The sequence below is a fragment of the Ancylomarina sp. YFZ004 genome, assembly GCF_054254355.1.
On record NZ_JBTCHQ010000011.1, the window covers coordinates 100,926 to 127,294 of the forward strand.

The 26,369-nt window shown below is 33.8% G+C and carries 27 protein-coding genes and 1 tRNA gene; 13 read left to right on the forward strand and 15 right to left on the reverse strand.

The features are described from left to right. Window positions 1-5: 5 nt before the first annotated feature. Window positions 6-242, reverse strand: a complete 237-nt coding sequence (locus ACXR6G_RS16180) for an acyl carrier protein (protein ID WP_125030722.1) — start codon at window positions 240-242, stop codon at window positions 6-8. Window positions 243-629: 387 nt separating this feature from the next. Between ACXR6G_RS16180 and purN the strand changes: the two genes are divergently transcribed. Continuing rightward, window positions 630-1,199 (forward strand): phosphoribosylglycinamide formyltransferase, encoded by a 570-nt coding sequence (gene purN / locus ACXR6G_RS16185; RefSeq protein WP_458362487.1) that lies wholly within the window; start codon window positions 630-632, stop codon window positions 1,197-1,199. An 84-nt stretch (window positions 1,200-1,283) separates the two neighbouring features. On the opposite strand, the gene ACXR6G_RS16190 is transcribed toward purN, so the two are convergent. The 4 genes from ACXR6G_RS16190 to leuS all read right to left on the reverse strand — a co-directional run bounded on the left by ACXR6G_RS16190 (window position 1,284) and on the right by leuS (window position 7,476). Continuing rightward, window positions 1,284-2,591, reverse strand: a complete 1,308-nt coding sequence (locus ACXR6G_RS16190) for a peptidoglycan DD-metalloendopeptidase family protein (protein ID WP_458362488.1) — start codon at window positions 2,589-2,591, stop codon at window positions 1,284-1,286. 210 nt (window positions 2,592-2,801) lie between these two features. Beyond that, window positions 2,802-3,662 (reverse strand): YitT family protein, encoded by an 861-nt coding sequence (locus ACXR6G_RS16195; protein WP_458362489.1) that lies wholly within the window; start codon window positions 3,660-3,662, stop codon window positions 2,802-2,804. 68 nt (window positions 3,663-3,730) lie between these two features. Continuing rightward, the gene (locus tag ACXR6G_RS16200) at window positions 3,731-4,591 is read right to left on the reverse strand and encodes a YitT family protein (RefSeq protein ID WP_458362490.1); all 861 of its coding nucleotides are present in this window, start codon (window positions 4,589-4,591) and stop codon (window positions 3,731-3,733) included. Between the two features lie 122 nt (window positions 4,592-4,713). Next, window positions 4,714-7,476 (reverse strand): leucine--tRNA ligase, encoded by a 2,763-nt coding sequence (gene leuS / locus ACXR6G_RS16205; RefSeq protein WP_458362491.1) that lies wholly within the window; start codon window positions 7,474-7,476, stop codon window positions 4,714-4,716. Window positions 7,477-7,825: 349 nt separating this feature from the next. Here leuS and ACXR6G_RS16210 point away from each other — a divergent pair. Next, window positions 7,826-7,899, forward strand: a tRNA-Arg gene (locus ACXR6G_RS16210). A 115-nt stretch (window positions 7,900-8,014) separates the two neighbouring features. Here ACXR6G_RS16210 and ACXR6G_RS16215 read toward each other — a convergent pair. The 10 genes from ACXR6G_RS16215 to ACXR6G_RS16260 form a co-directional block, all read right to left on the reverse strand. Further along, complete coding sequence (locus tag ACXR6G_RS16215) at window positions 8,015-8,482, reverse strand: ExbD/TolR family protein (protein WP_458362492.1); 468 nt, start codon at window positions 8,480-8,482, stop codon at window positions 8,015-8,017. Then, window positions 8,482-9,057 carry an ExbD/TolR family protein gene (locus ACXR6G_RS16220; protein WP_458362493.1) on the reverse strand — a complete coding sequence of 192 codons (576 nt, stop codon included), beginning with the start codon at window positions 9,055-9,057 and terminating at the stop codon, window positions 8,482-8,484. The genes ACXR6G_RS16215 and ACXR6G_RS16220 overlap by 1 nt, the downstream gene beginning before the upstream one ends. 48 nt (window positions 9,058-9,105) lie before the next feature. Beyond that, window positions 9,106-9,555, reverse strand: a complete 450-nt coding sequence (locus ACXR6G_RS16225; protein WP_458362494.1) for a hypothetical protein — start codon at window positions 9,553-9,555, stop codon at window positions 9,106-9,108. A gap of 9 nt (window positions 9,556-9,564) precedes the next feature. Then, window positions 9,565-10,398 carry a MotA/TolQ/ExbB proton channel family protein gene (locus ACXR6G_RS16230; RefSeq protein WP_458362495.1) on the reverse strand — a complete coding sequence of 278 codons (834 nt, stop codon included), beginning with the start codon at window positions 10,396-10,398 and terminating at the stop codon, window positions 9,565-9,567. Window positions 10,399-10,610: 212 nt separating this feature from the next. After that, the gene (locus ACXR6G_RS16235; protein WP_458362496.1) at window positions 10,611-11,633 is read right to left on the reverse strand and encodes an asparaginase; all 1,023 of its coding nucleotides are present in this window, start codon (window positions 11,631-11,633) and stop codon (window positions 10,611-10,613) included. A 163-nt stretch (window positions 11,634-11,796) separates the two neighbouring features. After that, a complete protein-coding gene (locus ACXR6G_RS16240) occupies window positions 11,797-12,564 on the reverse strand; it encodes a TatD family hydrolase (protein WP_458362497.1) in 768 nt (255 codons plus the stop codon). Window positions 12,565-12,669: 105 nt separating this feature from the next. Next, a complete protein-coding gene (gene gdhA, locus ACXR6G_RS16245; RefSeq protein ID WP_458362498.1) occupies window positions 12,670-14,004 on the reverse strand; it encodes an NADP-specific glutamate dehydrogenase in 1,335 nt (444 codons plus the stop codon). Window positions 14,005-14,209: 205 nt separating this feature from the next. Beyond that, complete coding sequence (gene dprA, locus ACXR6G_RS16250) at window positions 14,210-15,313, reverse strand: DNA-processing protein DprA (protein ID WP_458362499.1); 1,104 nt, start codon at window positions 15,311-15,313, stop codon at window positions 14,210-14,212. A 62-nt stretch (window positions 15,314-15,375) separates the two neighbouring features. Next, window positions 15,376-15,942 carry a hypothetical protein gene (locus ACXR6G_RS16255; protein WP_458362500.1) on the reverse strand — a complete coding sequence of 189 codons (567 nt, stop codon included), beginning with the start codon at window positions 15,940-15,942 and terminating at the stop codon, window positions 15,376-15,378. A 42-nt stretch (window positions 15,943-15,984) separates the two neighbouring features. Then, window positions 15,985-16,443 (reverse strand): hypothetical protein, encoded by a 459-nt coding sequence (locus tag ACXR6G_RS16260; protein WP_458362501.1) that lies wholly within the window; start codon window positions 16,441-16,443, stop codon window positions 15,985-15,987. A 142-nt stretch (window positions 16,444-16,585) separates the two neighbouring features. Here ACXR6G_RS16260 and aroB point away from each other — a divergent pair, with 142 nt between their 5' ends. From aroB to ACXR6G_RS16315, 11 genes are all read left to right on the forward strand, one after another. Further along, a complete protein-coding gene (gene aroB, locus ACXR6G_RS16265) occupies window positions 16,586-17,647 on the forward strand; it encodes a 3-dehydroquinate synthase (RefSeq protein ID WP_458362502.1) in 1,062 nt (353 codons plus the stop codon). Continuing rightward, window positions 17,631-18,179: an adenine phosphoribosyltransferase gene (locus ACXR6G_RS16270; RefSeq protein ID WP_458362503.1), complete on the forward strand. Its 549-nt coding sequence runs from the start codon at window positions 17,631-17,633 to the stop codon at window positions 18,177-18,179. The genes aroB and ACXR6G_RS16270 overlap by 17 nt, the downstream gene beginning before the upstream one ends. 198 nt (window positions 18,180-18,377) lie before the next feature. After that, window positions 18,378-19,598: a 3-phosphoshikimate 1-carboxyvinyltransferase gene (aroA, locus tag ACXR6G_RS16275; protein ID WP_458362504.1), complete on the forward strand. Its 1,221-nt coding sequence runs from the start codon at window positions 18,378-18,380 to the stop codon at window positions 19,596-19,598. Between the two features lie 160 nt (window positions 19,599-19,758). Further along, window positions 19,759-20,202, forward strand: a complete 444-nt coding sequence (locus ACXR6G_RS16280) for a DUF2141 domain-containing protein (RefSeq protein WP_458362505.1) — start codon at window positions 19,759-19,761, stop codon at window positions 20,200-20,202. A gap of 154 nt (window positions 20,203-20,356) precedes the next feature. Then, window positions 20,357-21,271, forward strand: coding sequence for a hypothetical protein (locus ACXR6G_RS16285; protein ID WP_458362506.1), 915 nt, complete (start codon window positions 20,357-20,359; stop codon window positions 21,269-21,271). A 103-nt stretch (window positions 21,272-21,374) separates the two neighbouring features. Next, window positions 21,375-22,520 carry a beta-ketoacyl-ACP synthase III gene (locus ACXR6G_RS16290; protein WP_458362507.1) on the forward strand — a complete coding sequence of 382 codons (1,146 nt, stop codon included), beginning with the start codon at window positions 21,375-21,377 and terminating at the stop codon, window positions 22,518-22,520. Window positions 22,521-22,544: 24 nt separating this feature from the next. Continuing rightward, window positions 22,545-22,979: a hypothetical protein gene (locus tag ACXR6G_RS16295; RefSeq protein WP_458362508.1), complete on the forward strand. Its 435-nt coding sequence runs from the start codon at window positions 22,545-22,547 to the stop codon at window positions 22,977-22,979. Next, window positions 22,966-23,970, forward strand: a complete 1,005-nt coding sequence (locus ACXR6G_RS16300) for a BtrH N-terminal domain-containing protein (RefSeq protein WP_458362509.1) — start codon at window positions 22,966-22,968, stop codon at window positions 23,968-23,970. The genes ACXR6G_RS16295 and ACXR6G_RS16300 overlap by 14 nt, the downstream gene beginning before the upstream one ends. Beyond that, a complete protein-coding gene (locus ACXR6G_RS16305) occupies window positions 23,970-24,719 on the forward strand; it encodes an ABC transporter ATP-binding protein (RefSeq protein ID WP_458362510.1) in 750 nt (249 codons plus the stop codon). The genes ACXR6G_RS16300 and ACXR6G_RS16305 overlap by 1 nt, the downstream gene beginning before the upstream one ends. Further along, window positions 24,719-25,984: an ABC transporter permease gene (locus ACXR6G_RS16310; RefSeq protein WP_458362511.1), complete on the forward strand. Its 1,266-nt coding sequence runs from the start codon at window positions 24,719-24,721 to the stop codon at window positions 25,982-25,984. The genes ACXR6G_RS16305 and ACXR6G_RS16310 overlap by 1 nt, the downstream gene beginning before the upstream one ends. 14 nt (window positions 25,985-25,998) lie before the next feature. After that, window positions 25,999-26,259: a phosphopantetheine-binding protein gene (locus tag ACXR6G_RS16315; RefSeq protein WP_458362512.1), complete on the forward strand. Its 261-nt coding sequence runs from the start codon at window positions 25,999-26,001 to the stop codon at window positions 26,257-26,259. Window positions 26,260-26,369 lie beyond the last annotated feature (110 nt).

Consider the following 26,369-nt stretch of genomic DNA (forward strand, 5'->3'; position numbering starts at 1 on the left):
ATTAATTACTTAGCGTTCTCTTCGATATAAGAAATAGCGGCACCTACAGTCCCGATGTTTTCAGCTTGATCGTCTGGAATAGCAATGTTAAATTCTTTTTCGAATTCCATGATTAACTCAACGGTATCCAATGAATCAGCTCCTAGGTCGTTAGTGAAGCTAGCTTCGATAGCAACTTCAGTTTCATCAACACCCAATTTGTCAACAATGATTGCTTTTACTCTAGATGCAATATCAGACATAACTTTAAAATTTTAGATTAATATTTAAAAAACTAATTAATTTCTAACTCTGCAAAGAAATAAATTTTGGTTATAAAATCAAACTTATTTCCACATAGCTGGTCGCAAAGATAATTCTTTTTCTTTCTCATGTGAAAGTATTTCCTATTAAATTCACCACCCCAAGATCTTTCATCCTGATAATCTGACAAATAGGTATTTTAATTACCACTCATTTTCATGAATTCTGATTAGATTTATTAAGGCTAAGTGCTCAAATCCCTTAATAATAAGTAAACCAACTTGATAATAAGTGTATAACTTATACAATTAAAAATGATGATAATCAGAGGAGTATAAATTCATTTATTAATTAACTTTGCAGAGATTAAATACGAAACAACAACCATGAAAAGAATTGCCATTTTTGCTTCTGGATCAGGAAGTAACGCTGAAAATATTGCTCATCATTTTAAATCAAAGCCTGAGGTTGAAATTTCAATAATTCTCAGTAATAAAAAAGACGCTTTTGTTCTTGAAAGAGCACAAAAGCTTAATATTCCAAGTCAAACCTTCACTCGAAATGATTTTTACGATACCAATACAATTGTTGATCTCTTAAAGAGTAAGCAGATTGACCTTATTGTATTAGCTGGTTTTTTATGGCTGGTTCCAGATTCTCTAATACATGCATACCCTAATGCCATCGTAAATATCCACCCTGCTCTTCTTCCAAATTATGGTGGGAAAGGCATGTATGGGATGAATGTGCATAATGCTGTAATCGCCAACAAAGAATCTGAGAGTGGTATAACCATACATCTTGTTAATGAAAAATACGATGATGGGAAAACCATTCTACAGGCAAAATGCAAAATTGAAGAAAACGATACATCAGAAGATCTTGCTAATAAAATTCATGACTTGGAATACGAACATTTCCCTCGTGCCGTTGAGAATTATTTAAATCAGATTTAAGATTAGACTCATTTATATGATATAAAAAATGGGAGATAGTTTTAGAAAACTATCTCCCATCTTTACTTAATGTCTTTTTATATCTTAGTGCAGACTCGTTATGATTGAATCAAGAGCGACTTCTTTTTCAGTAACATTTTCATGAGCACCTAATTCAATCAAAAGCTGATCTTTAATAATATTATAAGCTTCAACACTCTGTGCTGAGATTGGTGCCACAGGAGGCGATTTCATTTTAAGAGGATTAATAGCTTTTCCATTTTTATGAACTCTGAAATCTAAATGTGGTCCGGTAGCCAAACCACTTGCCCCAACATAACCAATTACCTGACTTTGCTTGACGCGTGCTCCAACACCAACATTCTTTCCAAATCGTGAAAAGTGCATATAAGTTGTAGTGTAAACTGAGTTATGCTTTATTTTAAGATAACGTCCTCCACCTCGTTTTTGATTTCCTTTCTTTACAACAACACCATCACCAATGGTCATAACAGGTGTTCCTGTTGGAGCTGCATAATCGATACCATGATGTGGACGATAACGCTTAAGAACAGGATGAAATCGTCTGTTTGAAAATTTAGAACTAATACGTGAAAAACGTAGAGGAGCTTTCAGAAAGGCTTTCTGTAAGCTCTTTCCTTCTTCATCGAAAAAACCGTCCTTATTTCCATCTTTAAAAGCAAATGCATAATTATTTGATTTATGATGAATAAAATTGACTGCAATCACTTTAAGCTGATGAATGGATTCTCCATCAATCATTTCTTCATCATAGATAACATGAAACACATCTCCTTTAGCAATACCAAAGAAATCAATCGTCCATGCGTAAATATCTGATAGTTCCATTGAGAGAATTGGATCTGCTTTAGCCTCAACCATTGCATTCCACAAAGACGACTCAACTGTACCACTAATCTGTTTGCGAACTTTCGTAATTTCCTTTTGCCCTTTATAAACCTGAATGGTATCTGTTAAATCAAAAACGATATATTCCTTAGGTGTATTCTCGTAGATAAAGTACTCAGCTGTTTTAAGGCTATCCTTAGTAAAAAGCATCGTATATTTTCGACCAGATTTGATTTTACGAACATTGAATACCTTCTTGGCTTTTTGAGCTATATCATAAATTAGCTTTGAAGTAACATTGTGTTTATCTAGAATGACAGAAAGCGTTTGATTTCGCTTCACTTTATATTCTTCAAGTTCAAAATTATCAATAGGGAAACCATATTTATAATTGACTTCCTGATTTTGGACTGAATCAATTAATACAGGCTTGGCTTTGTCGATAGGCGTTAACTCTAAATCGCTTCTTTTTTTCAGGAAAAATAGGCCTGCAAGAATAAGAACTGGAATTATTAGGTATTGAACTTTTAGGAACCGTTTCATAAAATAATTAAATCTTCAAAATATAACTTAGGTCGGATATTTTCACAAATCGGCTCTTTTCATCTTCACAATTCAATCACCTGGCCGACTTCACCGCCGAAGTTAAGATATAAAACATGTGGATACAAATTGCCGGGTATTAGAATGAACTAATCCCGGCAATTTTAACATTATTAAACCTATCTAATCTGTTCTCTTAAACAGCTGATATTATTTTATCTTATCGAAACCTTGTCCGTATACACCCATTACAGATCCCATCGAAATAAAGGCATCTGGATCTACAATTTTCACCATTTTAAGAATAGCCTGAGAATCTTTCTTTTTTGCTAAAAGCATCAAAACTTTCACGTCTTGCTGAGAGTAGCCTCCCTTAGCCTCTAGAACAGTTAATCCCTGATCAAGATTTAAAACGGCTTCATTCCTTATTTCGTCATGCTTTTTGGTGAAAATAAAAATTTGAACAGATTGTTTAGCTCCTTCAATCGCCATATCCACACAATAAGCACTCACTCCCATGGCTACAAAACCATATACCACTTGTTCGATAGAGTTCGAAAGAAAATATGAGGATGAAATGATTATCAAATCCAAAGTCAATAAAAGCTGACCTGGGCTATAATTTCGGTATTTATTTATCATCATAGCAATGATATCGGTACCTCCAGTACTTCCACCTTGCGATAATATCAAACCTGCACTTGCTCCAGCCATAATACCACCAATTATAGCACACATGAATTTATCACTTACCAATGGCTCAGTGAAAATAGATTGCATTAGCCACAAAAAGAAGGATAATACAATAGTGGCAAATATGGTTTTGATTCCAAACCCAAAACCTAACACTTTCATGCCTAGAATCAGCAATAAACCATTTATAATAAAAACAGAATACCCAACCTTAAAACCTGTTGCAAAATAGATAATAGTAGCCATACCAGTAACTCCACCTCCTACAATTTCTGATGGAATTAGGAAACCTGTCCAGCCAATGGAACCGATAAAAAGTCCTAAAGCAATAATAAAATAAGACTTAAATTGCTTGATGAAATCTATAACACTTATCATTATGAAATTTTAAGATTATTTTCCCACATGGGATTTTATTTTCGGGCACAAAGCTAGTAAGATTTTCCTTACGCACGAATTTCTTCGAAGCCAAAACCATAAACTCCCATAACAGAGCCCATGGAAATAAATGCATCAGGATCATGCTGTTTCACTATTTTGAAAACCTGTGGAGCTTCATGTTTACGAACGACAACCATCAACATTTTTTTATTTTCCTTTGAGTACCATCCCATGGCATCGATAACAGAAATTCCTCTGTTAATTTTTAAGCCAATCTCATCGGCCAATGTTTCATGATCCTTAGTAATAATAAACATCTGCGCTGATTGCTTATTCCCACTTATAGCCATATCGATAGCATAAGAAGCAACACCCATACACACATACCCGTAAACAATGGTAGGGACATCACCAAAAACAATATAGGATGATGCAATAATGAAGACATCGATATATAAAATGACACGTCCTGGACTGACATTCCTATATTTGTTTATAATCATGGCTATAATATCGGTCCCTCCACTACTACCACCCTGCGAAATAGTAATGCCAACTCCAGCACCTCCTAATATACCTCCAATAATTGCAGCCATAAATTTATCGTCAACTAAGGGTTCAGTAAAGAAATTTTGCTGAACACTAAGAAAAATTGCCCCCAATATAATAGCATAGATAGTCTTGGCTCCAAATTTAGGCCCAAGAATTTTCAAGGCAATTATTATCAAAAAACAATTAATAATAAAGTAAGAAAGTCCAACAGGAATTGTCTCTCCAGAACCATAAAAAATTAAAGTTCCAATACCACTAACACCACCACCAATGATCTCTGATGGAATTAAAAAGGCTGTCCAGCCAAAACTATAAATTGCCAATCCTAGGGCTATGATTAAATAGGATTTCAATTCAGCAGTGTTCAATTTCATTTTCTTAGTTATTATTTTTTTGAGTTTATTTTTACACTTTACCTTAAAAAAAGAAAAGCTCCAGTTTCATTGAGTAGTCAATGGAACTGAAGCTTTTCAAATATGAATTATTAGCTTTCTGTTTAGACTACTATATTTACAATTTTCTTAGGGACAATAATCACCTTTTTAGGGGTTTTACCATCAATCCATTTCTGGGCCTGTTCACTAGTCATCACGGCCTGTTCAATTTCATCTTTATTCAGACTCAAGGAAAGTTCAAGTATGAATCTCATTTTCCCATTAAATGACACAGGATATGAGTAGACATCTTCAACTAAATACGATTCATTAAAGACAGGGAAAGTCGCATCGGTAATACTATTGGTATTTCCACACAGCTTCCAAAGCTCTTCTGTAATATGTGGTGCAAAAGGAGTAAGTAAAGAAAGTAACTCTTCTAAAATGGCCTTCTTATTACACTTCGCACTATTTAGCTCATTTACACAGATCATAAATGCCGAGACAGACGTATTGAATGAGAATCGTTCAATATCTTCCTGAATCTTCTTAATGGTTTTATGTAGTATTTTATATTCAGCCTTAGATGGTTCATCTGTTGAAATCACGAATTCATTCTGATCGTTATGGAATAAACGCCACAACTTTTTCAAGAATTTATGAACACCATCAATTCCATTAGTATCCCAAGGTTTTGATGCCTCCAATGGTCCTAAGAACATCTCATACAAACGAAGTGTATCTGCACCATATTCATCAACAATCACATCAGGATTAACCACGTTAAACATCGACTTCGACATTTTCTCTACAGCCCAACCACAAATATATTTACCATCTTCCAATACAAATTCTGCATCAGTATACTCAGGCATCCAATTTTTGAAAGCTTCAGTATCTAAAACATCGTTTTTAACGATATTTACATCAACATGAATTTGAGTCGTGTCGTGATCTTGTCTCAAACCATATGACACATATTTATTGGTATTCTTAATACGATAAACAAAGTTTGAACGACCTTGTATCATACCTTGATTAATCAATTTCTTGAAAGGCTCATTCTTACACACTTTACCTATATCGAAAAGGAATTTATTCCAAAAACGTGAATAGATCAAGTGACCAGTTGCGTGCTCAGTACCTCCAATATACAAGTCTACATCTTGCCAATACTCATTTACCTCCTCAGATACCAACGCGTCATTATTACGAGGATCCATATAACGTAAATAATAAGCTGATGAACCTGCAAAGCCAGGCATGGTATTCAACTCAATAGGATAACCATCTTCAGTTGTCCAATTTGTTGCACGTCCCAAAGGTGGCTCACCAGTTTCTGTTGGTAAATATTTATCAACCTCGGGTAACTCAAGAGGCAATTTATCTGCATCCATCATTTTTGGCATACCATCCTTGAAATAAACTGGGAATGGCTCACCCCAATAACGCTGACGAGAGAAAATAGCATCACGTAATCGGAAATTGATTTTACGCTTACCTAATCCTCTTTCTTCAATTTCAACATTTGCTTTTACGATAGCATCTTTAACATCCAGACCATTCATAAAATCCGAATTGATCATCTCACCAGATTTTGCATCGTAAGATTCTTCGCTAATATCACCTCCTGATACAACAGGTACAATTGGCAAATCGAATTTCTTTGCAAAAGCGTAGTCTCGACTATCATGAGCAGGAACGGCCATAATAGCGCCTGTTCCATATCCAGCCAAAACGTAGTCACTTATCCATACAGGAATTGTTTCTCCTGAAAATGGATGTATAGCATACGAGCCTGTAAATTCACCACTAACCGTCTTAACATCGGCCATACGTTCTCTTTCAGTACGCTTTTTAGTAGCTGCAATATAGGCTGCAATTTTTTCTTTATATTCTGGAGTTGTTAATTGGTCTACTAACTCACTTTCTGGAGCCAAAACCATAAAACTAACGCCGTAAATCGTATCTGGTCTGGTTGTAAAAACCGTCATACGTACATCAGAATCCTTCACCATGAAGTCCATCTCTGCACCTTCTGAACGACCAATCCAGTTACGCTGAATTTCTTTCAATGAATCAGTCCACTCAAGACTCTCCATATCTTCAAGTAAACGCTTAGCATAAGCAGATACTCTTAGAGACCATTGGCGCATTTTTTTTTGCTCAACAGGATAACCACCTCTAACAGATAGACCATCTTTAATTTCATCATTAGCAAGCACAGTACCTAACTTCGGACACCAATTCACCATTGTATTTGCCAAATAAGCTAAACGATAATTCAAAAGAATACCATCTTGCTCTTTTTCAGATAAAGCATTCCATTCTTCAGCAGAAAAGATATCTTCTTGAGAAGTAGAAGCATCTACATTTGAATTTCCCTGAGTTTGGAATTCAAGAGTTAAGTCAGATATTGCCTCTGCCTTTTGAGTTTTATTGTTGAAATAGTGCTTAAACATTTCGACAAAAGCCCACTGAGTCCACTTATAATAATCAGGATCAGAAGTGCGTATTTCTCTATCCCAATCGTAAGAGAATCCAATTTTATCTAATTGCTGGCGATATCTTTTGATATTTACTTCAGTCGTGATAGCAGGGTGCTGTCCTGTTTGAATCGCATATTGCTCAGCAGGTAAACCATAGGCATCGTAACCCATTGGGTGCAATACATTAAAACCTTTTAAACGCTTGTAGCGAGAATATATATCAGAAGCAATATAACCAAGTGGATGTCCCACATGCAAGCCTGCCCCTGATGGATATGGAAACATATCGAGCACATAAAATTTTGGCTTGCTTGTATCAACATCAACTTTATAAGTCTTGTTATCAACCCAAAACTTCTGCCACTTTTTTTCTATTTCTTTAAAATTGTATTCCATGTTCAATAGCTAATTAGATATGAATTCCGATATAACACGGGTTAAGATATACTAGAGACCCAGATATATCCCACACATTCAACCTGATTGATAATTAAATGATCTGAATTCTGATTTTATACAGCATTAATATTTGCTGATGAGAAATTAGAAATCCAACTCTTCATTGAGCCGCAAAATTAGTAAAAGTTTGAAATAAATGAGGACTTTATTTTAGGAAAGCAAAATTATTATATTTTGTCTATTAGAGCTTTAGCTAATCTCATGGTAATTTTAAGACTTGTACTAGGAAGCAAAAAGTTATTTTCAATAAATAATTAGATTAATTTTCTAAATTTGTTTTCAGATTGGCTCCGTAGTTCAGCTGAATAGAACGTCAGATTCCGGTTCTGGAGGTCATGGGTTTGAATCCCATCGGGGTCACAAAAAAGCTCGAAGTTAACACTTCGAGCTTTTTCATTTTAATTGAGTTTCTATAATATAGCACAAAAAAAAGGAGTCCATAAGGACTCCTTTTAATTATATATCGAATAATAAATTATTCTGCAGTTTCTCTGGTTGAATAGTTCAACTTAAGTGAACTCGCTTTTCTAAGTTCCTGCTTAATATCAGTGATAATACCCATTTTAGTGTATTGATCAACTTTCAATGAAGTAGTCAACTTATTACGCAATTCTTCTTTTCTTGATTCACGTTCTGAAGCAATAAAAGCTTGAATATCTTCAACTGATGCAAATTGGTCGTTTAACTGGATACGAGGCTCAGTTCCGTGAGTCTTCGAAAATTTTCTCATTGGAACACCTACATAGATGTTACTAACAAGATCCTTCTTTTCCAATTTAGTTATCTCTTTAGCTGCTGGAACCATAATATCGACATTCAAATCGACTTCTCTCATGGTTGTTGCAACCATAAAGAAAAATAACAACATGAATACAATATCAGGAAGAGAAGCTGTTGATATGGCCGGTAAGTCTTTTTTACCGTCTTTTCTAAACTTTGACATTATTTACCTCCTGTATTTCTTGGTTCTGCTTCAGAAATCTGTACTGGGATATATTTTCTTACCGCTGCTTGTTGATCTCTATCAAGCTCGGTATATTTTTTACCCCATTTTTGCATTGACTTCTCATCTTTTAACTCACGAGAAGCTGCTGCAAGTTCATCCTGAACGCGAATATAAGTTTCATATTTTGTCCCTCGGTCATTCTGTAACGAAATCAGTCCTTTTGAAACCATTACGTCACCAAAAAATGGTACGTTTTTTAGGCCTTTTTCAGGAAGATTCTGATTGTTTGCAGGATTCAAGAAAAACTCTTTAGTCTTTTCGCGTAAATTCGAAATACTAAGAACTTCTCCGTTTACCAACAACTCATTGTTACGATTCACCAAAATGGACAAGACATTACGTTTCTTAACCTTTACATTATCGTCTACTTGATTTTCATCTGGAATAGGCGGCAATTTCTTGTAGATACCAGTATCTACATCCATTGTCGTTGTCACCAAGAAGAAAATTAGCAGAAGAAACGCGATATCGGCCATCGAACTCGAATTTATCTCTGGTGTTTTTCTTGCCATAATATTATTTATTAAGGTTTACGATTCGAAATTCATCGAATCATTGTCTTAGCGAAATTTTCTCATAGTTTCTGTCACTACGATTGACAGAATAGCACCAACACCTAAAGCATACATAGTATACAAAATGGTATCAGCAAACTTTAAAGGACCAACAGCATTGTCTTCTCCTGTGTAACCAGGAAGAGTTAACAATGTACCGTCTGATAAAGAATAAGCTATCAAGATAATTAATCCAAGACCAGCAAGTCCAGCTAATCCTTTAATTGCTCCTTTAGGATCAGATACGATCTGAAGAACAGGAAACAATACTGATAAGAAAACAGTGATAATGAATAAAGCCTTTGCCCACTGAATCAACGAATCAGTATAAACCGGTGTATCATAGGCTGCATTTGGCACTTCTCCACCCAAGTAAAACATGGCTACAAAAATAACTGTAAGACCAAGCATTACATAGGTAAGAATATTTAAATATTTACTCAATGTATTTGACATAGTCGAAAATTATTTTTTCAAGTTGTATTTTACTAAGATATCAAGAAGAGAAATAGATGCATCTTCCATGTTGTTTACGATACTATCAATTTTAGAAGTACAGTAGTTATAGAATACCTGAAGAATCATCGCAACGATCAAACCAGATACGGTTGTAATCAAGGCAACTTTAATACCACCAGCTACAGCAGCAGGAGAAATAGTACCCATAGACTGAATCGAGTCAAATGCACCAATCATACCAATTACTGTACCCATAAATCCTAACATAGGAGCAAGACCAATCATCAATGAAATCCAAGAAAGACCTTTTTCTAAAAGACCCATTTGAACTGAACCGTAAGCGATTACTGATTTCTCAACAACCTCTACACCTTCATCGATACGATCAAGACCTTGGTAGAAGATACTAGCGATAGGACCGCGAGTGTTTCTACAAACTTCTTTAGCAGCATCAACACCACCATTATTCAACGCTTCCTCTAGGCTAGAGATCAGTTTCTTAGTGTTTGTAGTTGACATGTTTAAGTAAATGATTCTTTCAATACAAAGAGCCAAACCTAAAATAAGAGTCAACAATACAAAACTCATAAACATCGCACCACCTTGGATGAATTGTTTTTTAACAATAGCGTGGAATGAAGTACTTTCTACTTCTTCCTCCATAACTGGAGCTACTTCTTCTACAGCAGTTTCTTGAGCTGCAACTTCCTCAGTTGTTTCATCCTGAGTATCTACGGTAGCTTCGGTCGTTTCAGCTGTCTCATCTTGAGCAACTGCATTAAATGATGCTCCAAAATTCAGCATCCCGATAACTGCTATAAATGCAAATAACTTTTTCATAGTCTGTTTTTCAATTTTAATTAACGAAATTATTTTTTACAAAATTAAACGGTTCTTTTTTGATAGTTAATTAACAATAATTAACGTTTTTTAATCTTTTTAAACTAGCTAAAACCTCTTACTTTATTTATATCACACTCGCTTTTCTTATGTAATACTACACGGTTTTAACAGTGCACCAAATTACAAAAAAAAAGTGAAAAACAAATTTTCTATTGGCATAATTCGCCTTTGATCGACTTATTTAAAAAGAATTTTATCTTATCTGAATTATGCTGCTGTCCTAGCAAAAACATAAGCTTAGTAATAGCAGCTTCTGTAGTGATGTCGTGACCACTCACAACCCCTATCTTTAGTAACTCAACACTTGTTTCATACAAACCCATATCAACACTTCCCGAAGGGCACTGAGTTACATTATACACAACGATTCCCTTAGCGATTGCCTGCCTAAGCGAATCTACAAACCAAGCATCCGTCGGTGCATTTCCAGCTCCATAAGTCTCAATCACCACAGCTCTTAGTCCTTCTATATTCAAAATAGCGTCAACTGTTCTCTTATTAATACCTGGAAATATTTTAAGAATTGCAATATTGGTATCCAAATTAGTGTTTATAGAGAAAGGTTCACCCGACACCTGTTGAATTGCAGTATTGTTATAGTGAATATTGATACCAACTTTTGCTAAATCCGGGTAATTGTATGAATAAAAAGCATTAAAGTACTCAGCATTGTGTTTTGTTGTACGGTTCCCTCTAAACAATCTATTCTCGAAAAGCACACTAACTTCAGGAACATTTGCTTTTCCATTTACATAATCTGCTGCAATTTCAATAGCAGTAATCAAATTCTCTTTACCATCAGTACGTAACATACCAATTGGTAATTGCGAACCCGTTAGAACAACAGGTTTTTCAAGATTATCGAGCATGAAACTTAAAGCCGATGCAGTATACGACATCGTATCGGTGCCATGAAGCACAACAAAACCATCAAACTGTTCGTAATTTTCTTTAATTATATCGGCAATTTTAATCCAAACTTCAGGATTAAGATTAGATGAATCGATAAGTGGATCAAAGGAAATAGTCGTTAAATCGAAACCAAAATTTTTAAGTTCTGGAACCTGCTTTAAAATATGATCAAAATCGAAGGGTTTTAAAGAACCATTTTTAGGATCTTTAACCATTCCAATAGTACCTCCAGTATAGATTATCAAAATTGAAGTCTTCATCTACTTATAAATTTCATGTTTTTGACATTCCGATTAAAATCGGATAATATTTAATACAAACAATACTTTTTTGGGCTTATACATTAGAATAAAACATCATTATTCAATATCGGCAAAATTCAACAACTAAGCTTTATCGATACAAAATACGGATTGACATTTATTAAATTTTAAATAAGCTTTTAGCATTTCTACTTGTTATCTCTGTAATTTCAAGTAGACTTAAATTGTGAATTTCAGCTAATTTTTCAGCAATAAGAGCAACATAAGCAGATTCGTTTCTCTTACCACGCTTAGGAGTTGGTGCCAAATAAGGCGAATCTGTCTCTAAAATTAGATGTTTCGTGTCAATTTCCTTAACGACTCGATCTAATCCAGAATTTTTAAAAGTTAGAATTCCATTTAAACCCAACAAGAATCCCATATCAATTGCTTTATTGGCCTGCTCTAAATTTCCAGTAAAAGAATGGAAAACACCAGTCAATTTTTTCGATTTGAAAGATTCCAAAACCTCAAAAATTTCTGAGAAAGAATCACGTGCATGAATAACAACTGGAAGTTCTCTTTCAACAGACCAAGTCAATTGCTTTTCGAATGCGAATAATTGCTCTTTCAAATAAGTTTTATCCCAATACAAGTCTATCCCAATTTCACCGATTGCAATAAATTTTTCTTCATTCAACCACTTTTCACAAATAGCTAATTCTTCCTCATAATTTTCTTTTACAGATGTTGGGTGAAGGCCCATCATTGGCAAACAGAAATCTGGATATTCTTTCACCAATTTAAACATTGGCTCTATTGATTCAGAATCAATATTGGGTAAAAAAATCTGCCCAACATTGGCATCTTTTGCTCTTTGAATCGCTTCAGCGATATCTTCATCAAAAGCTTCAGAATAAATATGAGAATGGGTATCGATTAACTTCATACAAAAATGTATTTCTGTGAATAATGTATGCAAAATTAATGTATCGGGTGATATAAAAAAAGCCGGCTTAGGCCGGCTCTTTTTTAATATTTAAAGGTTATGAGATTAAACACATCCTTGAGCTACCATTGCTTCAGCTACTTTTACGAAACCTCCAATGTTTGCACCATTTACGTAGTTAATCTTACCATCTTTTTTACCAAATTTAGCACAAGTATCGTGAATATCTTTCATGATACGAGAAAGTTTAGCGTCAACTTCTTCAGCTGTCCAGTTGAAACGAAGTGAGTTTTGTGACATTTCAAGACCTGAAACAGCAACACCACCTGCATTCGCTGCTTTACCAGGAGCAAATGAACAGTGATCAACTAAATAAAGCATAGCTTCTGCTGTACAACCCATATTAGATGTCTCAACAACATACTTACATCCGTTTGCTACAAGAAGTTTAGCATCATCTTCGTTCAATTCGTTCTGAATTGCACAAGGGAAAGCCATATCAACTTTTGCACCCCAAGGCTTTTGACCAGCGAAGAATTCAGCACCGAATTTCTCAGCATAAGGAGCAACAACATCGTTGTTTGAAGCACGAAGATCCAATAAGAAATCGATCTTCTCAGCATCTAAACCTTCTTTGTCGTATACATATCCATCAGGACCTGAAATAGTAACTACTTTAGCACCTAGCTCAGTTAATTTAAGAGCAGCACCCCAAGTTACATTACCGAAACCTGAAAGAGCAACAGTTTTACCTTTTAAAGTCTCATTGTTTTCAGCAACCATATGCTGAGCAAAATAAACAGCACCAAAACCAGTAGCTTCAGGACGGATTAAAGAACCACCGAACTCAAGTGGCTTACCAGTTAATACACCAGTAAACTCGTTACGGATTCTCTTGTATTGTCCGAAAAGGTATCCGATCTCGCGACCACCTACTCCGATATCACCTGCAGGAATGTCAGTATTAGGACCGATATGCTTACACAATTCAGTCATAAAACTTTGACAGAAACGCATAATTTCGTTATCTGATCTTCCTTTAGTATTAAAGTCAGAACCACCTTTACCACCACCCATAGGTAGAGTAGTTAAAGAGTTCTTAAAAGTTTGTTCGAAACCTAAGAATTTAAGAGCACTTAGAGTTACAGAAGGGTGAAAACGTAAACCACCTTTGTAAGGTCCGATTGCAGAGTTAAACTCAACACGGTATCCACGGTTAATCTCTACTTCGCCATTATCATTAAACCAAGGCACTCGGAACATGATAGTACGTTCTGGCTCACACATTTTCTCAAGAATCTTAGCATTCTTGTATTTAGGATTAGAATCGTAAGTTTCCCATACTGATTCTACTACTTCTTGTGCAGCCTGGTGAAATTCTGCTTCACCTGGAGTTCGACCCTTAAGGGCTTCCATGAATTCATTAATCTTCGCTTCCATGTCCAAAATATGTTATGAAATTAAAATAAGATTGTTGTGATACAATTGTTAATATTTTGATTCAAATGTATATAAATTTTAAGAACCTCAGTTTTTTTTTGCAAAAAAATTCAAACGTTTTAAAAAAATTCTCAAGACTGATAATCAGCTAGTTATGACTTTTTGAATTCTGCTCTACAACATCAGATAAAAAAAAGTAGATTTTTCAGGAAATCAAAGAGTAGATTTTACCCGGAAGAGCTCGAATAAGACCATCAAATTCCATTTTTAGCAACAAACTTGAAACCCTACTCATGGGTAAATTCAAATTTAGGGAAAGCATATCAATTCCAATTTTACCTTCATTATTTAATAGGTCTACAATTAATTCTTCCTCTGGCGAGAGTTCAACAAACATTCTTGATTGAACTGCATCCTTCTTTCCCAAATCATTCTCCCAGCCAAGAATATATTCAAGGTCAGCAACTGATTCTATCAAATGAGCCTGATTGGTTTTAATTAAATGATTACATCCTTGTGAATAAACATCACCAGATCTACCAGGGAATGCAAACACATCTCTATTGTATGAATTCGCAATTTCAGCTGTAGTCAGTGATCCACCTTTTCTGGCAGACTCAATCACTAGAGTAGCATCAGCCATGCCAGCAACAATTCTATTTCGACGAACAAAGTGTCTTGGATCAATATTACTTTTCGAAGTAAATTCACTAATGATACTTCCACTATGAATAATCTCTTCTGCATATTTCCGATGCTGGGCTGGATACATCAGGTGAAAACCATGTCCTACTACGGCAACGGTTGGTAAATTATATTTCATTGCTGCCTTGTGAGCGCAAATATCAATACCATAAGCCAAACCACTCACTATAATAGTCTTCTCAGCATGTGAAGCAAGTGCTTTAATAAGTTTATCACAATTATCCTTCCCATATTCTGTGGCATTACGAGTCCCTACTACACTCAATATACGGGAAGCATTAAAATCAATATCTCCTTTATAATATAGTGTGGTTGGAGAATCAGGACAATTCAATAAACGTTGTGGGAAATTTTCATCGAGATAGAAAGCTACTTTAATAGCATTGTCTTCAATAAACTTCAATTCAGATTCAGCATCTCGCAAGGCAGAATCTCGATCTAACTTCTGTATGATGTTCTTCCCAATACCAGGAATTTTCAGTAGGTTTTGTTTCTTTTCCTTAAAGAACGCCTCAACGCCACCCGAATAAGCAATCACTTTTCGTGCATTAATACTGCCGAGACCAGTTAAAAAACTAAAGGCTACTTTATAGAGTGTTTCCATCGTTTGGATTTAGATCATCCAAATTAGGGAATTACATTGTTAAAACAAAAAAAGATAAATTCTTACATATCAAATGCAAAACCTATAGTCACAAAACCGGCATTACCATAACCCAACTCTGTAAAAATGTCGATATTCTCACTTATATTGTATCGGCCACCAATCAGAATTCCTAAATCGAATAAAAAGTTATTCTCTTTATTGTTAATACCTTTTTCAGTTTTAATTTGCTCCAAAGAGAAACCTGTTTTTAATGAGGCATATAAGTCTACTCCAAATTCGGGGGATATATTTATTGCATCCAAGAGGTCATTCAGATCATAAGATATCACACCTCCAAAGCGGTAATAATTATAAGTGATCTCAGTAAACTCATCAAACAGAGATTCATTCTTCTGTCCCGCAAAACCAATATAAGCACCTAAACGGAACCCATCACGCCAAGGCTTATCAGCCTGAATCAAAAATGAGGGGTATTGAGTTTCATTTCCATTTTTAAAATTGTGATCAAACTTCCCGTACTTAGCAAATGGTAAACCCACTTGAATTCTTAAGCCCTCTTCTACTTTCTGTGAAAATAATGACAATGATAAAAAAGACAGAACAGCTAAAATGATATATTTTTTCATGTATATATTATAATGAATACTTAATTAGTAAAATATCTGTAATTACTTTTTTGAATACTTCGAAAGAGATTTTAAAACCTCAGATCTTTGTTCTTTCGATAATGCTGACAAGCTAATTCCTGGATATTTGGCCAAGCCTTTTGCGCTCATTTGAAAGAGAAAAAGATCTTCACGCAATCCTAAGCTTCGTTTCTCTAACTCAAAATGAGAAAAGGTCTTCTTACTTATTTCAATAGATTTAAACTTATCGTGAAAAGGATGTAAAGGGTAATACCTCACAATAAGCTTATCGTCAGTCTCTTTATAAATAATAAAATTATATTCCCTTGTTAGATTAAGCCCTATCATAATAACAAAAACGGCAAATAGACTTACCAGTATGAGAGTCATATAGGATGGGTTAAGATAAACAGTTAGAACAGTTAAACTCAAATATAGGAAAGTTGTGATATAATAAAAAAGCTTAATATGTGCTGCTCGGTTCTGATTGCTTATAGTCATGTCTGTATCAATATAAATTATTGGTATATGATTGTTATTAGTCTAAATAGCCTTAGTACATATTTTTGAAATCAGCAAGTTTGACATCACTCGCTAAAATACTATATTTGACCAAAGTTAGAAACTATAAATAAGTTCGCAAATGAGTCTTCAATCATACGATTTAATTTTTACTGAAAACATTGAAAAAGAGCTTGGCAAAATTTTGGAAAACTATTCCAAGTCAAAAATCTTTATTCTTATGGATTCAGGTGCACAAGAACATTGTTGGCATCTACTTTCGGGAAATGAGACATTGCAAAATGTTCCTAAGCTTTTAATTGAGAATGGAGAACAAAACAAATCACTGGAATCAGTTGTGAAAGCATGGGAGTTCCTTGGTGAAAATGGAGCTAACCGACACAGTCTTGTCATCAATATTGGTGGTGGCATAATGTCTGACTTAGGTGGTTTTGTTGCCTCTACTTTTAAGCGTGGCTGTCACTTTATTAATATACCAACAACACTTCTTGCACAAATTGATGCTTCGGTTGGCGGAAAAACAGGTTTCAATTTTAATGGACTTAAAAATGAAATTGGCATTATAAATCAACCTGACATGGTAGTTATAAGCCCCGAATTCTTAAAAACGTTACCCATAAAGGAATTCAAATCTGGCTTTGCAGAAATGTTGAAACATGCCATCATCTTTAGTCAAAATTACCTAGATGAGCTTATCACATTTAATTTTGATGATATCAACTACTCCAAATTACTTAACCTGATTAGAAAATCAGTTGCAGTAAAACAAGAGTTTGTGATGAAGGATCCGATGGAAAAAGATGTGAGAAAGGTTTTAAACTTCGGACACACCATTGGTCACGCTTTCGAAAGTTATGCACATCGCCATAAGCTAGAACTGTATCACGGTGAAGCTGTAGCGCTAGGTATGATAGGAGAACTTTATCTATCGGTAAAGAAAAAAGCCTTCCCTCAAGATAAATTTGAAGAGATAGTGAAATATATAACAGATATTTACTCAGACTTTTCTATTTTTGCGGAGGATTACCCCGAATATTATCAATTGATGTTACACGATAAGAAAAATAGTGATGAAGGAGTTAATTTCACTCTTCTTCAGGATGTTGGCGCTTATACGATAAATAACATCTGCACAGAAGAAGAAATATTTGAAGCTCTCAATCAGTATGGAAAAAGAAATTAAGATGGACGTTAAACTTCAAGAAGCAAAAGACTCAATTAGAGATATCGTTGATTTTCCTAAAGAAGGTATTGTATTTAAAGATATAACTACAATGTTGAAGGATGAAAAACACCTAAACACATTAGTGGATTCTCTTTATGAGCAGTATAAAAACAAAGGTATTACTAAAGTAGTAGGACTCGAAAGTCGCGGTTTTATTCTAGGTACAGTTTTAGCCTATAAATTAGGCGCTGGTTTTGTTCCAGTACGTAAACCTGGAAAATTACCTGCACCTACCTATTCAGAAAAATATTCTCTTGAATATGGAGAAGATGAAATGTTCATTCACCAGGATGCATTAGGCACTGATGATGTTATTTTAGTACACGACGATTTATTGGCAACAGGTGGGACAGCTAAAGCGTCTATCAACCTAATCAGCAAATTCAATGTTAAGGATGTTTATATCAACTTTCTAGTTGAGTTAGACTTCTTAAACGGACGTGAGAAATTAGATACTCATTATCAAGTTGATTCTCTTTTCCATTTCTAGACAATAGAAATTAAGGAATTACACCATACAGCCGTTGGGAAATTCAGTTTTCTAACGGCTGACTTTTTGTACAATCATTTTTAAGGATAAAGATCTCAAGGATAAAGGTTAAAGGATAAAAGGGAGAGATAAACCGAATTATACTTAATAGGTATCAACTCTTTTAACCCATATCAATTTCACTCATAACCAGAAGCCATGCATTACACTATATCTAAGCCAGAAAAAAACATTGAAGGGAAAATCATTGTTCCCTCATCGAAAAGCATTTCGAATCGAGTGCAAATCATCAATGCTTTAAGTTATAGCTTTGAACCGATTAAGAATCTATCTATCTGTGATGATTCTAAGGTCATGCAAGATATTCTGTTTTCGAACACCAATGTTTTTGATATTGGACACGCTGGTACAAGTATGCGATTTTTAACAGCTTACTTATCAAAAATATTAGGCGAATGGACCCTTACGGGTTCTGATCGAATGAAAGAGCGCCCAATATCTGTTTTAGTCGATGCACTAAATTCTTTGGGAGCCCAAATCACATATCTTGAAAAGGAAGGATATCCTCCTTTGAAAATAATGGGATCGAATATCACGGGTAAAGAAGTTGAATTAGCTGGTAACACCAGTTCTCAATATATTTCAGCATTACTCCTTATTGCTCCTACTCTTGAAAATGGTCTTCGCATCAAACTACAGGGCAAAATTGTATCTCGTTCGTATATTGAAATGACTCTAGCTATCATGGAAGAGTTTGGAATCCAGTCGGAGTTTAAAAACAATGAGATTTTTGTTGAGAAACAAGCCTATAAAGTAATGCCTTACACGGTAGAAGGCGACTGGTCCGGAGCTTCGTATTGGTATGCATTTATGGCGTTGGCTCCAAAGGGTAAACTCTATTTAGATGGGCTAAGAAAAAACAGTTTTCAGGGAGATTCTGGTTTAATTGATGTGTTTGAGAAACTTGGTGTGAAAACCAATTTCACTAAAAAAGGTATGTATATCGAACAAACTAATGATGTTTGTAAAAAACTGGTTTTCGATTTTATTGAGATGCCTGACTTAGCACAAACATTTGCAGTGGTTTCCGCCTTAAAAAATATTCCTTTCCATTTTAAAGGCCTAGAGACACTTAAGATAAAGGAAACCAATCGTATTACAGCCCTTATCGATGAGTTAGCAAAATTAGGCTATGTGCTATACGAACCACAAGAAGGTGAATTGGCTTGGGATGGTGAAATGAAAGCTGAAAGTAAAGAAGTTATCATCGAAACTTATCACGATCATCGTATGGCAATGGCTTTTGCCCCTATTGCGATGATTCGCCCAGAGATTAAAATTGATGATCCAATGGTTGTCAACAAATCTTACCCTAACTTCTGGGAAAAGCTACAAGAGGTAGGATTTGAGATAAAGTAAGGTAACGAAACAATTGGTGTTTTATAAGGTTAACACTAATTGATAATCTAAGCACTTTGCATGTGAGACAATCAAATTACACAGTCACTAATCCTAACAAAAAAACGGATCAAAACATTGTAAAACAAGTTATTCATATCAAACAAAAGCATTTCACTCAATGATTAAAAGACTCTTTTTAATATTTATATTTACAACAATTAGCATTTATTGTTTTTCACAAAAAAACATAAACAGAGCTAATATACACGTGAAAATTAAAAATATATCAAGCAAAAAAGGGAAAATCACTGTATCCATCTTCAACAGTGAATATTCATTTCTTAAAGATCCATTCAAAACATATGAGGGAGATATTGTTAATAAAGAATTAATTGTTAAATTTGATAATATCCCATTAGGTACATATGCAATTTCATGCTATCATGACAAGAATTCTAATGGAAAATTAGACATGAATAAAATTGGAATGCCTAAAGAACCAATAGGAACATCAAATAACGCAAAAGGGCAATTTGGACCTCCTAAATTCATCGATGCCAAATTTATTCTCGATAAAAACAACATCAGTTTAGAAATAAGTCTCATTGATAAATTTCATTAGCTTCACGTAATTAAAACATATTAATTACGTGAAGCTAATGAATAGGCTATAATAATGTATTAGGATAAAAGCGAAAATTTTAATACCGAAAGCTTCCTTCTCATAAAAGAACAAGGAAAAAAAATTACAAAAAAAAAAGATAACTTCTATTTAGATGAAAAAAATATTGGTCCTTTATTATTCACAAACAGGACAATTAAAAAACATTGTTAACTCAGTTACAAAACCATTACAGAATTGTAATGATATAGAACTTACTTTTACAAATTACTCCCCTATACAGGCTTATAGCTTCCCTTGGACATCTGAAGATTTTTTTGATGCATTTCCTGAGTCCGTAAATGGAATCCCATGCAAATTAAAACCATTAGATTGTGATATAGAAAAAGATTACGATTTAATAATATTAGCTTATCAGGTATGGTACCTATCTCCCTCTATACCAACATGGAGCCTTTTATGCGACGATAGATATTCTAACATTTTTAAAGGGAAGAATGTAATAACTATTCTAGGTGTTAGAAACATGTGGATAGGAGCTCACAAGAAACTAAGCAAAAAGCTAACAGATATAGGCAGTTCTCATATTGGGAATATTGTTCTTACAGACCCATACCCAAACCTTATTAGTGTTGTTACTGTAATAAAATGGATGACAACAGGTAATCAAGGTCCATACAAATTTTTCCCACGCTCTGGTGTCAAACAAGAATCGGTCGAATCCGCAACAGCTTTTGGATATATAATTAAAGAAGCTATTGAAAAGAATAGTTATGACGACTTGCAGGAAAATCTTGTAGCTAATAATGCTGTAAATATTGACTTTACACTAAAAACTACTGAACAAAGTGGACTAAACATATTTAAAATATGGTCAAAATTTATTCTTAAAAAAGGAGGAGCTGGGAATAAAGACAGAAGGAATAGAATAAGGCTTTTCAAATATTTTTTAATGACATTAATATTTGTAATATCTCCAATCTCAACAGTTTTATTCAAAATAATTAATCTTTTATTTTACCCTATTTTGAATAGCAAACATAAAAAAATCAAACTCCTTAAAGAATAATAATTATCTTCAGCATTCAAAAATAAATCAATTCCCTTTTTTCACTTAAAAAGTTAAGTGTATAACGCTATTTTTCATACACTAATCCATACAACACAAGAAAATGAGTAACAAAGTCTATATCACTAAATTAAGAAAATTCCTCCCAAATAAAACCGTTGAGAATAGTGAAATGGAAAATCATCTTGGTTTTATAAAAGGAGTTAAATCAAAAGCAAAAGCACTCATTTTAAGAAACAATGGTATAAAAGCACGCTACTATGCCATTAATAGTGACGGAAAACACACACATACTAATGCAGAGATGGTTGCAGAAGCAATAAAAAAACTCTGCCCTGAAAAAGAAAACTTACAAAATATCGAAGTACTCGCAGTAGGCACATCATCACCTGATCAGCTATTACCTGCCCATGCATCAATGGTACACGGTTTACTAAAGAACAATCCTATGGAAGTTATTACTCCAGAAGGATCATGTAACTCAGGAATGCTAGCTTTTAAATACGCATACATGTCTGTCGTCAGTGGAAATTCCAAAAACGCTATTGCAGGAGGTTCTGAGAAATTTTCATCTTGGTTAAGATCACAAAACTTTGAAGATGAAGCATCTAAACTTGAAGAACTTAAACAAAAACCTGTAATTGGTTTTGAAAAAGAATTTCTGAGATGGATGCTGTCAGATGGTGCTGGAGTAGCACTACTAGAAAATAAGCCAAATAAATCAGGATTATCCCTAGAAATAAATTGGATTGATATTACCTCCTACGCAAATGAATTACCAAGCTGTATGTACGCAGGAGGCGAACGTACAGAAAGTGGTCAGATGAAACCTTGGAGAGAATTTACACCTCGTGAAATTGCGGATAATGGTCTTATGTCACTACGTCAAGATGTAAAACTTTTAGGAGACAATATTATTAAATATGGAGCTCTTGGATTAAAACGAGTTACTGAAAAATATAATTTTAACACAAATGAAGTAACTTATTTCTTACCACACATGTCATCAGAATATTTTAGAGCCCAAATAGAAGATGAAGCTGAAAAAATAGGCTGTCCAATTCCACAAAAAAAATGGTTTACAAATCTTTCTAAGTTTGGAAACGTAGGTTCAGCATCAGCATATTTTATGCTAGAAGAGTTATTCAACTCAAACAAGCTCAAAGCTGGTGACAAAATACTCATTATGAGTCCTGAAAGTGCAAGGTTTTCATATGCCTATGCAATGCTTACAGTTATTGATAACTAATGATAAAAAGCCAAATTTTCTGTTATGGAAAAACATAATGTACCACAAGACAATATTAATTTATTTAATGAAAAGCTCGATGAATTACAGTATGCTCTTGATTCTAATGGCAATTATGTTCAGGTTAAAAGTGTTGGATGGGAACCCAAAAATATTGCCATGAGGCAAGCTTGGGAAGAAGTTGACGATAAGATTAAGATTGCAATTGAAGCAGTTAAAAATGAAGAGAAAAGTCCGATATTCTATTATATGCATAAAAACATAATGAATATTAAAATATTAGCTGAATATACAGGTATGTACTCTTGGACTATTAAGAGACATATGAAACCTAAAAATTTCACAAAGCTAAGCGACAAGAAACTTGAAGCATACCGAGAGGCTTTTAATTTATTAACTATTGATGAATTAAAGAGTTTTAATATCAATTTGATAATAGAAGTAAATGATAAACTTTGAACACAGAATGTCAGGACATTGTGAAAATGGAGTGACTTCAAATATATTACGACACTATAATATTAATCTAAGTGAAGCAATGGTCTTCGGATTAGGTTCAGGTTTATTTTTTGTTCACTTACCATTTATAAAGTTAAATGGAGCTCCTGGCACATCTTACAGACCAATGCCTGGTGAAATTTTCAAAAGAGTTAACAAGGTTATTGGTATAAAAACCAAAATTACAAGATATAAATCGAATCCTGAAAAGGCAATGTCCGAACTCGATAAAAAACTTGAAGAAGGAACACCTGTAGGATTAGTCGTTGGCGTTTATAACCTAACTTATTTTCCTGAAGTATATCGATTTCACTTTAATGCACATAATATAGTCGCATTCGGAAAAAAGGAGAATAGATATATAGTAAGTGACCCAATAATGGAAACTCCAAAATGGATTACTACTAATGATTTAAAAAAGGTTAGATACGCAAAAGGACTCATAAAACCCAAAGGGAAAATGTATTACGTAAAGGAAGTTCCCGAAAATTTTGATTTGAAAAAATCAATAAGAATATCAATAAAAAGAACCGCCAACCAAATGCTGACACGTTCAAATCCTTTTGTGGGCATAGCAGGAATTAGGCTTTTAGCAAAGTCGGTTGTTAAATGGGAGAAAAAATTATCAAAACAAACTGCAGCCAAATACTTAGGTTCAATCATACGTATGCAAGAGGAAATCGGAACAGGTGGTGCAGGGTTTAGATTTATCTATGCAGCATTTCTACAAGAGTCAGGCAAAACCCTTAACAACACAGAATTACTGACAGCCTCTAAAGAAATGACAAAGATTGGAGATATGTGGAGGAATTTCGCTTTGCATGCCTCTCGCCTATGTAAATCTAGAATAACTGAAAATGAATCCTATTCAATGTTATCAAATCTATTATTGGAAATCGCAGATGCGGAAAAAAAACATTTTAAGAACCTATTGAAATTAAACCTCCAATAATGACTAAGCCATTTATCTTGATCGAAAACTTATATAAAAGCTATAAGTCTAGCCAGACTAAAGCTTTAAACGGTTTAAATCTCAATGTTTCAAGAGGAACAATTCATGCTTTACTAGGTCCTAATGGTGCAGGAAAAACCTCAAGTATAAATATACTTTGTGGATTATTAAAACAAGATTCTGGAAAAGTCACAATAGCTGGCTTTAAAGTACCAGAACAAAAAAAACACATAAAAAAACTAATTGGTTTAGTTCCTCAAGACATTGCATTATATCCTGAGTTAACTGCATATGAAAATCTCATGTTTTTTGGAAGTATGTATCGAATTCCTAAAAATGAGTTAAAAATTAGAATTGAATTATTACTTAAAGAACTAGGCCTTTTCGAGAAAAGAAATAATCAAATAAACAGTTATTCTGGAGGTATGAAAAGAAGAATTAATTTAATTGCTGGCCTTCTACATTCACCAGAAATATTAATCTTAGATGAACCAACAGTCGGAATTGACATTCAATCGAAATTAGTTATTTTAAATTTCTTGAAAGAAACAAATAAAAAAGGAACAACAATTATATACACTTCTCATCATTTAGCTGAAGCTGAAAAGTTCTGTGATTACATTTCTATTATAGATCATGGCGTTGTGATTGAAGAAGGCTTGTCATCAAATTTGCTAAATAAGTATCCAAACTACAACAACCTTGAGGAAATTTTCATACACTTAACAGGGAAAAAATTAAGAGATTAATGAGAACGTTTATTCAAATAATAATAAAAGATTTTCGTCTACTTATTAGAGATAGAACAGGACTTTTGATTCTCTTCGGAATGCCAATTGTTTTAGTTTTAATCATGACATTACTCCAAGACTCTTCATTAAAAACTCTACAAAAAGAAAAGTTCGACCTAATAATAATAAATCAAGACAATGATATAATTGGAAATGCAATAATATCGGGTTTAAATTCATCTAATATCTTCAATACCTTTAGTTCATACGAGGAAAAAACACCAACAATTGAAGAAGCTAAACAACTGGTAGCAAAAGGAAAATTTAAAATGGGATTAATTATTCCAAAAAATGCTACATCAAATTTTAAGATTATTATTTCAAAGGAGATAGGTAAACAAATAACACAGAGTCAGAATTTTGACAATCAAAATCCAATTTCAAACTTAGAAATATTCTTCGATCCTGTTATAAAAGCTTCATTTAAGCAAGCACTTAACGGAACTATTCGCCAAATAATAGCAAATATTCGAACTCAATTGTTATTTAAATCATACACTACTGTTGTTGAAAAGTTAAATGGAAACGCAAACAATGATACATTCCCTACTGAAAATTTCAATATTATTGAAACAACTGTTGGGGCTAAATTAAATAGTAAACTTCCAAATTCAACAGAACACAACATACCAGCTTGGTCAATATTTGCAATATTTTTTATTGTTATTCCTCTCACAGGAAATATAATTGCAGATAAAACTAACGGAATCTCTGTAAGGTTAAAAACAATGCCAACATCGTATATATCACAAATGATATCCAAAATAGTTTTATACACGATTATTGCACTATCACAGTTCTGTATCTTACTAGTTATTGGCTGTCAATTATTACCATTAATCGGGCTACCAAAATTAAATTATTCTAATATCTACAATATTATTCTAACAACATTATTTATCGGATTTGCAGCAACTAGTTATGCTATATTGATTGGAACGATAGCTAAAACACATAACCAAGCATCCAATTTCGGTAGTATTTCTGTTGTCATTTTTGCAGCAATTGGAGGCATCTGGGTTCCTACATTCATGATGTCAGACACAATGCTCATTATTAGCAAAATATCACCTCTAAACTGGTCGCTAACGGCTTATTCAAAATTATTTTTACAAAATGCTAGCCTAATAGAAATTAAATACGAATTACTCAAGCTCTTCTTTTTTTCAATACTTGCTTTAGCATTAGCATCAATTTATGAGCTTAAAAAAAACAATTATTAAAACACACAATACTCATGGAAGAATTGATTAAAGAACTGAAAGAGAACATCATAATACAACTTAAACTTGAAGATTATACCATCAATGATATTGGCACAGATGATCTTCTATTTGGGGATTCTCTAGGTTTAGATTCTATTGATGCAATTGAACTAATAGTTCTACTAGAGAGAAATTACAAAATAAAAATCGAAGATCCTAAAGAAGCTAGAAACATACTCATGTCTGTTAAAACTATGGCAGAATACATACACGAGCATGTAGATCAGCATTAGAAACACACACCAACTTCTGGGAACAGTTAAAAGAAGTAGGATTCAATATTGAAGAGAATTAAAAACACATTTATATAAAAAAAGCTCGACCTACAAGTCGAGCTTTTTTT

What these genes read in the sequence shown, in the direction of transcription:
- ACXR6G_RS16180 (WP_125030722.1), bottom strand. Translation starts at nt 242, where the DNA reads ATGTCTGATATTGCATCTAGAGTAAAAGCAATCATTGTTGACAAATTG.
- purN (WP_458362487.1), top strand. Translation starts at nt 630, where the DNA reads ATGAAAAGAATTGCCATTTTTGCTTCTGGATCAGGAAGTAACGCTGAA.
- ACXR6G_RS16190 (WP_458362488.1), bottom strand. Translation starts at nt 2,591, where the DNA reads ATGAAACGGTTCCTAAAAGTTCAATACCTAATAATTCCAGTTCTTATT.
- ACXR6G_RS16195 (WP_458362489.1), bottom strand. Translation starts at nt 3,662, where the DNA reads ATGATAAGTGTTATAGATTTCATCAAGCAATTTAAGTCTTATTTTATT.
- ACXR6G_RS16200 (WP_458362490.1), bottom strand. Translation starts at nt 4,591, where the DNA reads ATGAAATTGAACACTGCTGAATTGAAATCCTATTTAATCATAGCCCTA.
- leuS (WP_458362491.1), bottom strand. Translation starts at nt 7,476, where the DNA reads ATGGAATACAATTTTAAAGAAATAGAAAAAAAGTGGCAGAAGTTTTGG.
- ACXR6G_RS16215 (WP_458362492.1), bottom strand. Translation starts at nt 8,482, where the DNA reads ATGTCAAAGTTTAGAAAAGACGGTAAAAAAGACTTACCGGCCATATCA.
- ACXR6G_RS16220 (WP_458362493.1), bottom strand. Translation starts at nt 9,057, where the DNA reads ATGGCAAGAAAAACACCAGAGATAAATTCGAGTTCGATGGCCGATATC.
- ACXR6G_RS16225 (WP_458362494.1), bottom strand. Translation starts at nt 9,555, where the DNA reads ATGTCAAATACATTGAGTAAATATTTAAATATTCTTACCTATGTAATG.
- ACXR6G_RS16230 (WP_458362495.1), bottom strand. Translation starts at nt 10,398, where the DNA reads ATGAAAAAGTTATTTGCATTTATAGCAGTTATCGGGATGCTGAATTTT.
- ACXR6G_RS16235 (WP_458362496.1), bottom strand. Translation starts at nt 11,633, where the DNA reads ATGAAGACTTCAATTTTGATAATCTATACTGGAGGTACTATTGGAATG.
- ACXR6G_RS16240 (WP_458362497.1), bottom strand. Translation starts at nt 12,564, where the DNA reads ATGAAGTTAATCGATACCCATTCTCATATTTATTCTGAAGCTTTTGAT.
- gdhA (WP_458362498.1), bottom strand. Translation starts at nt 14,004, where the DNA reads ATGGAAGCGAAGATTAATGAATTCATGGAAGCCCTTAAGGGTCGAACT.
- dprA (WP_458362499.1), bottom strand. Translation starts at nt 15,313, where the DNA reads ATGGAAACACTCTATAAAGTAGCCTTTAGTTTTTTAACTGGTCTCGGC.
- ACXR6G_RS16255 (WP_458362500.1), bottom strand. Translation starts at nt 15,942, where the DNA reads ATGAAAAAATATATCATTTTAGCTGTTCTGTCTTTTTTATCATTGTCA.
- ACXR6G_RS16260 (WP_458362501.1), bottom strand. Translation starts at nt 16,443, where the DNA reads ATGACTATAAGCAATCAGAACCGAGCAGCACATATTAAGCTTTTTTAT.
- aroB (WP_458362502.1), top strand. Translation starts at nt 16,586, where the DNA reads ATGAGTCTTCAATCATACGATTTAATTTTTACTGAAAACATTGAAAAA.
- ACXR6G_RS16270 (WP_458362503.1), top strand. Translation starts at nt 17,631, where the DNA reads ATGGAAAAAGAAATTAAGATGGACGTTAAACTTCAAGAAGCAAAAGAC.
- aroA (WP_458362504.1), top strand. Translation starts at nt 18,378, where the DNA reads ATGCATTACACTATATCTAAGCCAGAAAAAAACATTGAAGGGAAAATC.
- ACXR6G_RS16280 (WP_458362505.1), top strand. Translation starts at nt 19,759, where the DNA reads ATGATTAAAAGACTCTTTTTAATATTTATATTTACAACAATTAGCATT.
- ACXR6G_RS16285 (WP_458362506.1), top strand. Translation starts at nt 20,357, where the DNA reads ATGAAAAAAATATTGGTCCTTTATTATTCACAAACAGGACAATTAAAA.
- ACXR6G_RS16290 (WP_458362507.1), top strand. Translation starts at nt 21,375, where the DNA reads ATGAGTAACAAAGTCTATATCACTAAATTAAGAAAATTCCTCCCAAAT.
- ACXR6G_RS16295 (WP_458362508.1), top strand. Translation starts at nt 22,545, where the DNA reads ATGGAAAAACATAATGTACCACAAGACAATATTAATTTATTTAATGAA.
- ACXR6G_RS16300 (WP_458362509.1), top strand. Translation starts at nt 22,966, where the DNA reads ATGATAAACTTTGAACACAGAATGTCAGGACATTGTGAAAATGGAGTG.
- ACXR6G_RS16305 (WP_458362510.1), top strand. Translation starts at nt 23,970, where the DNA reads ATGACTAAGCCATTTATCTTGATCGAAAACTTATATAAAAGCTATAAG.
- ACXR6G_RS16310 (WP_458362511.1), top strand. Translation starts at nt 24,719, where the DNA reads ATGAGAACGTTTATTCAAATAATAATAAAAGATTTTCGTCTACTTATT.
- ACXR6G_RS16315 (WP_458362512.1), top strand. Translation starts at nt 25,999, where the DNA reads ATGGAAGAATTGATTAAAGAACTGAAAGAGAACATCATAATACAACTT.